A 12,249-nucleotide genomic window follows, 5' to 3' on the forward strand; every position below is an offset into this window, starting at 1 on the left:
GGAGCGCTAACGAACCGCCGGGGTCCGCGCGTTCCTGACCACCCAAGACCGCTTGGCGCCCTTTTCGGCCATTCGAGCATTGCGGTCTGATCCCGAAAGCTGACGTGGAGCGGGCAGTCGCCTAGCACGGATGCCGGTTCAACTGCGACCGGCGCCCTGCGGTTTCACTGTCGAGCCTCCACAATGCGCTTGTCTCCGTCTCTAACGTAAGCGAGGTCTGAAGGCCGCCTTGCGGGCGGGGTCATCAACGGGCTGATAGCCGCTCTTTGAGCGGGGCGGTGATGTCAGACGAGATCGGGTCATCTAGTGCTGACACCGGACCTGCGGCGGTCTCCGCGTCTGTCTTAACGATGATCATATCGGTAACGACGTGGTCCACCTCCACGTCCGGCTTGTTCACCACCTCCCACTCTCCTCGGATCCACATCGAGTAGAGTTCGAAGGGGTCGTTAGGATTCTGCGCGGGGTCGGCATAGGTGGCCGTCTCGACGTAGGGGATGCCGACCTTGAGGCGCTTTCCCGATATCTGGCCGTATAGGTGATCGTAGCAGGCCAGCAGCACCGCGATCGACAGCAGCTTGGAAGAAAGCGGGGACACGAAAGCCTTGCATCCGCCGAGAACGTTGAGCGCCAGGCGATAGCGGTCCATCGCCTCGAACACCTGCTTGTAAGCCTCGAACGGGTTGTATTCACAGGCGAGCAAGATATTGCGGGGTTCGACTTGGAAGGTGTCGAACAGCAGCTCACGATGTTCGTAGATGATCTCGTCTCCGCGGCGCGGAGAGCGGGATGGGAATGGCACGACGGGACAGATCTCGTCGGGCGTGACCTTCTGGTGAATCTTGTCGAGGCGGTCGCGCTGGTTCTCGCCGAGCACGGGAAACCAGACGTTGGGCAGATCCTTCGTGGTAAGAGCGGTGAGCTCACCGGAGAAGCCGCGTACGAACGAGACCTGATCGCGCAGCGACCCCTGACCGGCGCCGAGGTCGGCGGTGACGCTCTCGGCCGTGGTCACGTGCAGGTTCACGCACTTGTTGCCCTCGGGCGGGTGGTCGAGCCAGTATAGCAGTACAGCGACGCTGGTCATGGCGACCATGCGCGGCATCGCGCTGATGTCGACCACCACATCGTCATAGGCCATGGCGTCGCCCGCGGCGAGGATCTGCTCGTAGGTGGTGCGCGAGGCTATCGGATCCTCAAACGCACCGCCGAGGTCGATCAACACTTCCTTAACGCGATCTGCCGGGAACAGCTTGCCGAGACCCTCGACGTTGTCGTCCGTCCGCTGCCGCCGCAGCGCGCTGTCGTCCTGTCCATTGTGGAAGGCGAGCAGCCAAACGTCGACGTCGGCTCCAAGGGCGTGCAGGCGCCGTGCGGTCTCCAACGCCCTCACGTCGAAACCCTTCCCGACGACCAGCAGCAGGCGACGCTGGCGTTGGGCGAGATGGCGCTTCCAGAAGACGTCGAAATCCAGGTCGCTCGCCAGCGAGTAGGGATCCCAGCGCATCACTGCTTGGTCAGACAAAGGTCGGCTCCTCTTCCTTGCCGCCGTATGCCTGCCAGGCCATCAGGTCTTTGATCTTTTTCTCCCGCCAGCCGCCGTATCCGAGCGGCAGGCCGAACTGCACGCAGAGCAACCGGTTCAGGTAGAAGACGACGAACTTCTTGTTTTTGTTGCTGTGGTCTAGCCGCGGGACGAGCAGGTTGTGCGCGACCAGCGAGGTGAGCACGTCGCGCAGGCCGCGAAGATGCTTGATCTGGTCGTCGGGTGTGTCGATCAGTGCCTCGCGGTCCTGCATCGTAATGCCGATGCCGGTCACGCCCGGCATGTAGGGCGCCGTCTCCCGGAAGGTCTGCGCGCGGCAGAACGTCCCAATCCCCTCGAGGAGCGTCTTGGCGTCTCGTCCGAGCGGAAGCCGGCGGGTCAGGTCGTCCCATCGGGCCTTGGCGACGCCCGTAATGATGCTGTGCTGCCGGTCGGCGTTCAGAGGCATGGGGTTGTCCCGGACGAACTGGATCTTGGCGGAGATCTCTTCGAACAGCTCGCCGGCCACAGCGAGATACTGCTCCACGTTGTAGGACGACACATCCGCGATCGTGTCGCGGCCGAAGTAGATTGGCGCACCGATCTCGGTGCGCACGAAGTGCTCGGCGGCCCGCGCGGCGCCGCTGCTTCCGCGCTTGTCGAGCTCGTCAGTCGACAGGGACACGAAGTCGAACGCCTGCTGCTGGTTCCGCATGTCTCGCGCGATTAGGATCTCGGCCATCCGCCATTGGACGGCCTTCTCCACCGCGCTGCCTTTCTTCGCGCGCGCGGCGTCGAGCCAGAGGTCATAGCGTGGCGACGAGCCCTTCGCCGCAACGATCCGCGTCTCGATGGCGGCACACGCTTCCTCGAACTTCGGCGCCCATACCGTAAGGTCGTCGCCGTCCGAGATCAGGGTGAACAGGTCCCGATCTCCGAAGTTGTCGGCCTTCGCGGCGCGCAGCTGGGCGATATTCTCGACGAAGCGGGAATAGGCCACCCCGCGCTTGTCGCTCCACTGCCGCTCGAGCTGAATCACCCCGCTATAGTCGCGGTTCTCGAGCGCCCCTTCGGAAAGCAAATCCTTGTGCGTGAGGGTTTCCAGCCGCTCGGCGATCCAGACGCCGCACTTGGCACGGGCCGCCGTTACAAAGTCGAGAAGCGATCGCCGCTGACCGGCGGAGAGGGTCTGGAGCTCGTCGAAGAGCAGCACGCGTCTGACGACCACGTCTCCGAACGGTTCGGTGATGCGGGAGTTGGCGAACCACTTCAGGCCATCGAGCCGGGCGTGTCCTCCGTGGACCGGCCGCGGCTCTCCGAGGACGTCCATGCGGCCGTAGAAGTCCGTCTCGATCTGCGACGCCCAAGCGAAGAGCTCATCGCCGGTCGCGGACGCCGGAATAGTGCTTCCGGACTCCGGCTCCCACTCGAACCTGATATGGCGGAGATCACGGGGGAACGGTCGACCCAGCCTCTCAAGCACGGCGCGCAGCGTCGCGATCACGATGCGCGAGTTGACGAGCTCGCGGAAGAGGGAGTTGCCGCGGTCGAACGCGGCCAGTTCGCGAAACTCGCTCGTGAACTCCACCATGGTGCCCAGAAGTTCTGCCCCATCCGGACCGATGGCGCCGACCGAGCGCAGCGCCTCCTGCGTCGCCTTGACCGCCGAACTGCCACTGGCCAGCGAATTGGCGAGGCCGAGCGGTCGCGGGGTCATCAGACGCAGAAACGTGGTCTTCCCGCCACCCGGCGCGCTGCGGAGGAAGGAGACGCTGCCCCATGGATCGTTGATGTTGTGGACGAGATCGATCGCGCCGGCGCCGAAGAGCCGCACGAACTCCTCGTCCGACGTCGCCTTCTGCGACGCGCTGATACGAAAGGGGTTTCTCACGGCTGCTGCAGCTTCCGATGTCGGCTGACCCGGGGAAAGAGACCGCGCACGGTCTGCACGTCCTCGGCCCATAGGATATAGACCGAGTTGTTCGGCGTGTTGTGGTTGAGCACGATTGGAAGACGGCCGTTCGCGTAGCCGTAGCGCTTGGTGCTGCCGCCGACCGCTCCGTGCTTGTCGTCCGCCTCCGGGTCGAAATAGCGGTCATCTGCCATCAGGTCGAAAAAGGCCGCGTCACGAGACTCGTCGAGCGGAACGAGCGAGCCGAGCTTGCAGACGACTTCGAATTCGACCGTGCCCTTGGTGAAGGGCAGGGAGGGAAGCAGTTTGCCGATATGCTCGATTGCCTGCTCACTCGCGATGTATGCGACGATGATCACCTTCACGCTTTGGATCACGCTGGCGCCTAGGCGTTCATCGTCCTTTTCGAGATCCTCGATGATCTTGGGGATCTTGCCCTTCCACTTGCCGGCCTCTTCGTCGTAGCGGATCGCGCTGGTGCCGCTGGCGGTGAAGTCGTCGAGGAGCACCACGGTTTCGAACAGCGCGTCGTCGCCATCGGGCTCGGCGCCCGACATCTCCGTAAGGTCCTTCTTGAGGTTGTCGACCATGTCGGAGCTCTTGACCTCGGACACGTCGTAGGCGTGGAACACCTGCTCGTTCGAGATCGACGGGTTGGCGCGGCGGAACCAGTCGGTACGGGCCCCGTCGCTCATCCCGAGGTAGAGCGTGCGGCGGTGCAGCTTGCGATACTCGGCCGTCTCCATGATCGCCTTGATCCGATCGACCGCGACGCCGCTTCGTGCGCTCGCGGTCTCGATCAGCCTGGGTCGGACGATCGTCGGAAAGGTCAGCTCGACCAGATGGTTCATCTCACCCGCGCTGAAAAAGATGAGGCGGTTGCAGACGAAGTCGTAGGCGGTGCGGCGCTGGCTTCCAACGTCGAACTGGGCGAGCCAGAGCGCGAGGCTCTCGATAAACCGCCTGCCGGGAGAGAACTGCTGATACTCGTCGTATTTGTAGCTCGAGAACGTCTCGAGCCGCGCCCGCTCACGCGCCTTCTCCTCGTCCGTCCAGTCCATGATCCTGGTCAGGAGAGCCTCGGCCAACTCCTTCTTCACGCAGTCGCTCCCGGTGCTTGCCGCTGTCGTCCAGCGCGACCGGCCCCTCTCTGCGCTAGCAATACACGGCAGCCCGGCGATTGCATCAGGATTCGGTTAGATTGCGGGGTTGCCTACAGGTGAAGCATCCGAACTGGCTTCTTTCCCTCGTTTGCCCGACGTCACCTTGGCCACGGCATCAATGACCGCGACCAGCCGTTCGGCTCCCTGCGGGGTCTGATCCCAGGCGCGTCGGACCGACGCTTCCAGCTTCGCCCAGGCCGCACGCTTCCTGACTTCCTTGGGGGCGGCATCGTCGTCGTCTTCACCATGCGGATTGATCCCCAGTGCGTTGCAAATTCGCAAGACGTTGCCGCTGACAGTGCGAAACTGGCCGTCGAGGATGCGCGACGTCTGGCCCGGATCCACGCTCGCGATCGCAGCCAATTCGGCGTTGGAGAGCGAGGTCTTCGCACGCCGCCGCCGGATCAGTCCGACCAACTTTTCTCTTTCCTCCCGACTCGGCTTCATGCATATTAGCATGCATATTCGGTGCTAATATGCAATAGGAGTTAGTCGATGGCCGAGGACGAGATCCGCTTTTACCGGGCGAGCGAGAAGCCCTACGGCGCCTTTAGCAACCTCTATCGTCGTGCGGTCGAGTTTGAGGGCGAGACTTTCGCCACCAGCGAACACGCCTATCAGGCGGGCAAGGCAAGGAAGCCGGAGGTTCGAGACTGGGTTCTCTCGGCGCCGTCGCCGGCGCTGGTCGCAATGGCCGCCCATGGCCTCTACTACTGGGACATCGCACCCGGGTGGTCGCGCACGAAGTTCGACCGGATGCGCGGCGTTCTTCGCGCCAAGTTCACCCAGCACGAGGATCTGAAAGAGATGCTGCTCGCGACCGGTGACGCGCGTCTCGTCGAGAGCGCGACGGTGGACAACGAGGTCAATCGGCTCTGGGGCGAAGTGAACGGCGAGGGGCGCAACATGCTCGGACAGCTCCTCATGGAGCTTCGCGCGAGCCTCCGCGAGGAGGCGTCCAGCCCTACGCGCAGGGCGGCCTGACGCCGGGGCTCAGAACGCGGCCAGTATCGTCCTGGCGTGCTGTGGGCCGCGCTCGCGGAAGAGTCCGCGGGCTCCGATGTACGCGCAGTTCGCCGCGGCCAGGCGCTGACCCGACTTGACCCCGGAAAGGACGATCGGGAGCGACAGGCCTTCGGAGCCCCGTACGCCCGCCTGTATGATCGCGTCGATTAGGCCGAGCGTGACCATGTCGCCCGCGCCGCAGGTGTCTTTCACCACGCCCGCATCGATCGCCTCGCACCGGTATGCAGCCCCGTCGTGCCGCACCTCTAGGCCGAATCGACCGGCGGTGACGATGCTGAAGGCCTCGGGCCGCAGCCGTTCGGCCACGTCGGGATCGAGCCGGTCCGCCGAATACTTAAAGATATGCGCGGCGGAGAGCGCTCGTTCGAACAGGTCCGGGTCCGAAATCGACGAGGGTTCGAAGTGGACGATCGCGCCTCCGTCGGCTGCCGCCTCCATCGCGTCGCAGATCGCCGCCGAGACTCTGTCCGCGTAGAAAACGGCGCACGAAGACACCGCGGGTCGCGCCGGCTCCAGTTCACGCAGCGTGATCGGTTCGAAGCCGCCGAACCTTTCGAACGAGTGCGGGCAGACGAAGGAGAAGCTGTGGTCGCTTGACGCCAGATCCAGCATCTCGACGATCACCGGCGTCCTGATCTCCTCGTCGAGCCAGACTAGCTTGGTGTCCGCTCCGGCGAGGCGGAGATCTCGCTCGAGCCGCTCGCCGACCCGATCGGTTCCCAGTCGCAGCAGCGGGATCACGGAGCGGCCCAGCATCGCGAGCGAGATCAGCACGTTACCGCACGATCCGCCGAGCTCCTCGAAGAGTGGCTCCTGCTCGTCGACGTGGATGCGGTCCAGCGCGACCAGTCCGGTGCCGACCACCTGGCCGTAGGATGCGGACATGGAATGCATCTGAAAGTTCATGCGGGACTCGCGCTGAGGAAATCGAGGTCGAGGCGAGCATGCCCGCTTTCGGTGCGGAGCGCGCGCAGAATCCGCAGCAGCGCAACCGGCCCCGACGAGGCGCGTCCGAACAGCGACCAGCTGCCCCCGAGATGGCCGCACACTCCGTCGACGCTGACGCTCGGCGAGCGCCTCAGTAACTCGGTATCGTTTCCGCCTGGCTCGCCGCTGTCGCCGATTGCTAGAACGTGGTGATCGGAGCCCATTCGCCGGTGCATCTCGTCGGTCACCGCAGTCTTGCTGGTGGCCGATGGGAGAAGGTCGAAGCTGTGGTGCGAGCTCAGTGCCTTGATGCGACCGTCTGCGACTGCGGCGAAACCGGCCACGCGGGAGGCGAAGGCTGCCGGATCCGTGAGCTCGTCGTGCCGTATCGTGATCTGGACCTCGCCCCGCTTGAGCCTGGTTCCCGGGGCAAGCAGCGACTGCCCCTCGATCCAGTCGGCGAGAGCGACGAGATTGGCGTCGGCTTCGGGGCGGTCGTTCTCGATGTCCGCGTCCAGCGTTCGCACATGGCCGCCGTTGTAGTAGCCGACCGCGACAGTCGAATGTAGCCTCTCGGGCAGAGCCTTTCGCAGCGCGTCGCCGGCAGACCCGCCTCGCCCCGTCGCGAAACCTATCGAGATACCGGCGTCGGCGAGGCGGACCAGTTCGGAAATGATTTCCGGCGCGGGCGGATCCAGTCGGGCTTCGGTGGTAACCACCGTTCCGTCGTAGTCAAGCAAGATGCCGCCGATGCAGGCATTGGACAGCCCTTTCAGCCACGCCTTCCGGGCCTCCGGCGCGTCGCCGACCGGGCAGGTCGGGTCGTCATAATGGTGCACGGCTTGGAGCTTGTGGCGCACTGCGGGGTCGAGCGCGCTGGCAAGTTCCGCGAGGCCGGTGTCGCCGTAGATGGCTCCCGCGAACTCGCCCCGTCCTGGTCGGCCGGGATCGATTCCGGCCGCGTCGCCAAGGGCTCGGACCACGTCCAGGCCGTCCGCGATCGAGACCGCCGTTCCAAAGCGGCCTGCGTGGCCGAGGTCGATCTCGACCGCGCGGATAGTGTCTGGCAGGGCGCTGCGGATGCCGGCCCAAATGTCGCGGGACGTCGCCGCCGTCACCGAAATCACCAGCATGCTGTCCGGATGCCGGGCGGCCCAGACGTGTCGACCGTGAGCAAAGTTCCTGAAGTCGGCGCGCTGGACCGGCGCGATTGCGGTCTCCCACAGGGAGGTCTCGATCAGCGTTGCGATCGTGCGGCACTGAGGATCGTGCAGGACGACAACGGTGTCGCCAGGTCTGAGGTCGATGCTGCGGGGCGCAGCTGCGACGCGCTCGACCTCGCCTGCCAGGCGGCCGACCGTCTCGGTCGAGCCGGATTGGCTCGAGACCATGTCGGCCGCGGCCAGCATGCAGGTCGCCATAGCGACGAGCGAATGGGTGGCGAGGAAGCCGTCCTTGCGTTCGGCCACGGGCGCGACGAGCACCCGGCAGCGATCTTCCCGCGCCGCCGCGACGGCCGCCGCGCCATCCCGGTTGACGGTCAAAATCGTCACGCCTGATGCCGCCGAGGCCAGTGCTGCGGTCAGCGCCGCGACGGCGTCGGGATTGTCGGCACCGGCGCTAAATATCCACACGTCGCAACCGGACATGTCGTCCCCGGCCACCACGAACTCCATCGGGGTCTGCACGGTCGTCGGTCCGTGGCCGAATGTCGTCCGGCAACGGGCGAAGAACTCCGCCATGATCGCCGATCCCCCGGATCCGATCGCGATGGCGGGCCGGCCCGCATTCGCGCGCAGCGCGTCCGCGAGCGCGCCGAGCGGCCCGTCGGCAGCTAGGCGCACGGTCTCGACGAGTGTCGAGAGCTTGTCGGCGAAGACTGTCATCGGCGCTTTCCTATCAGCAATTCACGAACGTTCGACCCGCTGTTCGATCCATCAGTGAAAACTTTTGCCGACCCTACCGGCGAACCGGGCGACTCACTGCGTAATGTTCTCTATATGTTCTCTGAGATTATGTCGACGGAATGTGCGGCGGCCCGCCAAGACGGAGCTCGGCGAGCTTAGCGGCGTCCTAATCCCAAGCTGCTGTCCGCACTTTCAGGGCTATATCGAACCGATCAGTCGGCTCATGAACAGATGGCCGGTTGCGGTAAGCGTTCACGCTAGCGTGAACGGCCAGAATTGGCTCTTAGCGGCTTTGGCAATCTCCTGAACGAGCGTCCGCTTTGTGTATCGGGCCTTCCGAAGGACGTCTGCCTACAAGCGGCCCAAGAGCGGTCGATTACGCCAAGCCCTCCGGCACTCTAAAAGGATGAGAAATGCCATTGCTGATGCAAGTTTGCCTTCGGTGAATTTCTGCCCTGTATGAACCCTTGCAGGGTATCAGCGCCACTGCGGACGCAACTGATCTTTTAACTGCTCGACCGACACCTGTCCGTAGAACTTATCGATCATATCCGGGGACGTGCCGCAGTTTCGCGCGAGGGCAAAAACATCGACCCCAGCGATGAGCTGCTGACTGATGTAGAAGTGCCGGAAACTGTAACTGTCACGTTTCATGCCGCGGTGGTCTGTCTTCAGCTCGGCCGCTTCAAGCAGCGACGTAAGGCTATTGTTGATGGATGTAAGCCGGTTGCCGTTTGCGGCGGCAAACACTGGATCTTTATCCGCAGGCTCGGCGCCGTGATGGCCGGCTTTCCACAGATCCCAGAGCCTGTCGAATTCGTGCAACGTGCCTTCAAGCGGAATAAACTCGCGAGCCTTACCCTTGCCGCGCGCACGTATGCGGATGTCCCTATCGCGCGCTGGCTTGGTTCTGCCTTCGCGGTAATGCAGGATGTCACCCCAGTTAAGATTGCGGATCTCGGTCGGCCTCATGCCGGACGCGGCGGCGATGGTGATATATGCGTAGAGAATTTGCCGATCACGCTTCACCTCGCTGTTGATCGATTTTTCCCAAATGCGATTCTGGGCCAGCTTCAGCAGCTTTTGCATCTCGGAGATCGAGAAGCTGGGTCGCGGGGATGGTGGAACACGTGGCGTATCCACATCAGGAATTTGCGCTTGGTTGAGATATCCCCACTTCGCGCCCTGTCGAAATAGCTGCCGTAGGACGACCGCTTCGCCGCGCTGGGTGCTTAGGCTGGACGCGCCGCGAAGATCGGTCGCAGGCCGACGCAGCCGCTTACCGCCGCGCTCATATTCGATGTGCGTTTGATCGGCGCCAGGACCCGTTGTCCAATAGCTCTTTCGCCACTCCTGGTATCGCGCGACATCGTGATCGGTGATCGCCTCGATGGCTTTCTTGCCGAAGTAGGGAATAAAGTAACGACGGATCAGTGACGCATGCCGGCGATCAACACCGGCGCGACGTTCCCCTCGCTCAACCTCGCGCTCCAACTGCTTGATAAACTCTTCGGCAACGCGTTCGAAAGAACGTTGCACGGGGCGGAGGCCGTTTTCGGAGCGGTAGGTTGCATCGCGCCAAATCTTGTCTGCTTTTCGTCGCGCGTCCGCTTCATCCGACGTGCCCAGCGAATTTCTGATCTGTCCTGCGCCGCGGATGCTGAAGCGCACCCACCAGATCGAGCTGCCCTTGCGTTGGAAAATCTTAAACTGCTCTGCCCGCGCATCTGACATGCGTCTTGCCCCTTGCGATCATAGCGCACGGCGGTACGCGGAGTGCCCTGCCTGTGCTTGAAATGTGCGAGATTGCACCTCTTTGCGCTGGGTCCCGAATCCTAGGTCCTTGAGATCCTTGGGATGCGCAAATTGGGCTGTGCTAGCACTGTGCTAGCCTACTTCCGCTCAAAGGGTAGGGCAACCCAATGCTAAGTTGCTGATTTTGCTGTAAAGTTGTGGTGCCCGGGGACGGATTCGAACCGCCGACACTGCGATTTTCAGTCGCATGCTCTACCAACTGAGCTACCCGGGCATCGTCCGGCGGGCCGGAGCGAAAGAGGACCGACCGAAGCCGGAAGCGGGCTCTTAGTCGCGGCTTTCGTTCCTGTCCAGCCCGCTAAGTGCATCGGGATCTACCGGATCGCCGGGAACGCGATAGCCTTCGCCGAGCCAGTTGAGCAGATCGCGATCCTTGCAGCCGCGGCTGCAAAAGGGTTTGAACTCGGGGGTGGGGGCCTGCCCGCAGATCGGGCAGCCTTCGCGCTTGGCCAATGTCTACTCCTTTGCCGAGACGAACTGCGTCGTCCCGCCGCTGCGCCGCGCCAGTTCCGTGGTCCAGCCGGGTTGCTGGGCGAGGCGGCGGGCGATTCGCTGGGTTGTCATATGGGTGGCCGGGGGCGGCGGGGGAAGGCGTTCGATGCGGCGCAGCTCGGCGCGGGTCTCGGCGCCGATCGGGTCGGCGCGCAGCAGCTCGGGCAGCGAGGGGCGGGTGCGGCGGCGGACGATCTGGAGGAAGCCGAAACCGTTGACCGTCGTCCGCTCGAACGGCTGGGGCAGTGCGGCGTCGATCGCCTCGGCCACCGCCGCGCGCGCGGCCCTGTTCGCCAGTGTGGGGAAATCGACGCCGATCGAGCCGGTGATCCCATGCCGTTCGATCGCGCGGGCGACAGCGTGCGCGGCGGCGACCGCCAGCGGCTCCAGCGGGCCACCGCCATCGACGTCGAACAGTGTCATGGCGGGGGTTGGCGACAGCCGGAGCGCGCCGCCGGGGAAGGCGATTTCGCCAGTGACGGCTTCGTCGAGCACTTCGGACCAGCCCGCCTGTTCGAGCAAATCGGGCTCGTGCGCGCGGCAGACGCGCACCGGCACGTCGGACGCAGTGATTCGCTCCAGCAGCGTGAGGCCGGGCATCGGTAACGCGTCGCTGGGCACCGCCTTGGGCAATTTGGGGCGACCCGGCTCAGGGATCGCCTCGCGCACGATTCGCACCCGCAGCGGCCCGCCCTGGGTCACGCCGGGGGGAAGCGGATCGCACAGCGCCTCGCCGCCACCGTCCAGCGTCACCTTGCCCGTCGACCGATCGGCCAGCCGCGCGTTCAGGATCGCGCCGACGCGCGCGCCGGTGCCCTCCAGTTCGATCCGCGCCTTCCAGATCGTCCCGCGCGAGACCAGGGCGGCGCGGTTCTCGCCGATCCCGGCCTCGTACAGCCACTCAGCCAAGCGGATAGCCCGCCGATTCGAGCAGCGCGCGGGCTTCGAACACCGGCAGCCCGACGACGCCCGAATGGCTGCCCGACAGGAAGCGGACGAACGCCTCGGCCCGGCCCTGGATGGCATAGCCCCCCGCCTTGCCCATCCCCTCGCCGCTGGCGACATAGGAATCGACCTCGGCGGGGGTCAGGCGCTTGAACGCGACGACGGTGTCGCTGATCCGGGTGCGCGCCTTGCCGTCCAGCCCGATCAGGCAGATCGCCGACAGGCAATGGTGGCGGCGGCCCGAGAGCAGGGCCAGCATCCGGCGCAGATCGGCCTCATCGGCGGGCTTGCCCAGGATGCGGCGACCGACTGCGATCGTGGTGTCGCCGGCCAGCACGATCTCATCCGCGGCACGCGCCACCGCATGCGCCTTGCCCCGCGCGACGCGCAGGACATAGTCGCGCGGCAGTTCGGCACTGCGCGGGTCTTCGTCGATATCGGGGGCGGCGATGCGCGCGGGCTCGGCACCGATGCGCCGGAGCAGATCGAGCCGTCGCGGCGACGTGGAGGCGAGGACGAGCTTCATGCGCGCCCGCG

The 12,249-nt window shown here is 64.7% G+C and carries 11 protein-coding genes and 1 tRNA gene; 1 reads left to right on the plus strand and 11 read right to left on the minus strand.

The window, feature by feature from the left end; translation table 11 throughout:
- Nucleotides 1–244: 244 nt before the first annotated feature.
- The 4 genes from TS85_RS23885 to TS85_RS01035 all read right to left on the minus strand — a co-directional run bounded on the left by TS85_RS23885 (nucleotide 245) and on the right by TS85_RS01035 (nucleotide 5,017).
- A complete protein-coding gene (locus TS85_RS23885; protein ID WP_162184677.1) occupies nucleotides 245–1,525 on the minus strand; it encodes a hypothetical protein in 1,281 nt (426 codons plus the stop codon).
- The gene (locus tag TS85_RS01025; protein WP_044329871.1) at nucleotides 1,518–3,416 is read right to left on the minus strand and encodes an ORC-CDC6 family AAA ATPase; all 1,899 of its coding nucleotides are present in this window, start codon (nucleotides 3,414–3,416) and stop codon (nucleotides 1,518–1,520) included. The genes TS85_RS23885 and TS85_RS01025 overlap by 8 nt, the downstream gene beginning before the upstream one ends.
- Entirely contained in the window at nucleotides 3,413–4,537 is a 1,125-nt protein-coding gene (locus TS85_RS01030) for a phosphoribosyltransferase-like protein (protein WP_155006258.1), read from the minus strand. The genes TS85_RS01025 and TS85_RS01030 overlap by 4 nt, the downstream gene beginning before the upstream one ends.
- Before the next feature lie 96 nt (nucleotides 4,538–4,633).
- The gene (locus TS85_RS01035; protein ID WP_044329875.1) at nucleotides 4,634–5,017 is read right to left on the minus strand and encodes a helix-turn-helix domain-containing protein; all 384 of its coding nucleotides are present in this window, start codon (nucleotides 5,015–5,017) and stop codon (nucleotides 4,634–4,636) included.
- A gap of 78 nt (nucleotides 5,018–5,095) precedes the next feature.
- On the opposite strand from TS85_RS01035, the gene TS85_RS01040 reads away from it, so the two are divergent.
- Nucleotides 5,096–5,584 carry an NADAR family protein gene (locus tag TS85_RS01040; protein WP_044329877.1) on the plus strand — a complete coding sequence of 163 codons (489 nt, stop codon included), beginning with the start codon at nucleotides 5,096–5,098 and terminating at the stop codon, nucleotides 5,582–5,584.
- Nucleotides 5,585–5,593: 9 nt separating this feature from the next.
- Here the strand turns inward: TS85_RS01040 and TS85_RS01045 are convergent, their stop codons facing one another.
- The 7 genes from TS85_RS01045 to TS85_RS01075 all read right to left on the minus strand — a co-directional run bounded on the left by TS85_RS01045 (nucleotide 5,594) and on the right by TS85_RS01075 (nucleotide 12,238).
- On the minus strand, nucleotides 5,594–6,511 hold the full coding sequence (locus tag TS85_RS01045; protein ID WP_162184678.1) for a PfkB family carbohydrate kinase: 918 nt from the start codon (nucleotides 6,509–6,511) through the stop codon (nucleotides 5,594–5,596).
- Between the two features lie 17 nt (nucleotides 6,512–6,528).
- A complete protein-coding gene (locus TS85_RS01050) occupies nucleotides 6,529–8,439 on the minus strand; it encodes a Cof-type HAD-IIB family hydrolase (protein ID WP_044329879.1) in 1,911 nt (636 codons plus the stop codon).
- A gap of 498 nt (nucleotides 8,440–8,937) precedes the next feature.
- Nucleotides 8,938–10,194, minus strand: a complete 1,257-nt coding sequence (locus TS85_RS01055) for a tyrosine-type recombinase/integrase (protein WP_044329880.1) — start codon at nucleotides 10,192–10,194, stop codon at nucleotides 8,938–8,940.
- Nucleotides 10,195–10,413: 219 nt separating this feature from the next.
- A tRNA-Phe gene (locus tag TS85_RS01060) sits at nucleotides 10,414–10,489 on the minus strand.
- Nucleotides 10,490–10,542: 53 nt separating this feature from the next.
- The gene (locus TS85_RS01065) at nucleotides 10,543–10,728 is read right to left on the minus strand and encodes a DNA gyrase inhibitor YacG (RefSeq protein WP_044329881.1); all 186 of its coding nucleotides are present in this window, start codon (nucleotides 10,726–10,728) and stop codon (nucleotides 10,543–10,545) included.
- Nucleotides 10,729–10,731: 3 nt separating this feature from the next.
- Nucleotides 10,732–11,676: a ribonuclease E/G gene (locus TS85_RS01070; protein WP_044329882.1), complete on the minus strand. Its 945-nt coding sequence runs from the start codon at nucleotides 11,674–11,676 to the stop codon at nucleotides 10,732–10,734.
- The gene (locus TS85_RS01075) at nucleotides 11,669–12,238 is read right to left on the minus strand and encodes a Maf family protein (RefSeq protein ID WP_044335635.1); all 570 of its coding nucleotides are present in this window, start codon (nucleotides 12,236–12,238) and stop codon (nucleotides 11,669–11,671) included. Before TS85_RS01075 ends, TS85_RS01070 begins: the two co-directional genes overlap by 8 nt.
- Between the last annotated feature and the right edge of the window lie 11 nt (nucleotides 12,239–12,249).

Origin of the sequence: Sphingomonas hengshuiensis, assembly GCF_000935025.1 — a bacterium.
GTDB lineage: Bacteria > Pseudomonadota > Alphaproteobacteria > Sphingomonadales > Sphingomonadaceae > Sphingomonas > Sphingomonas hengshuiensis.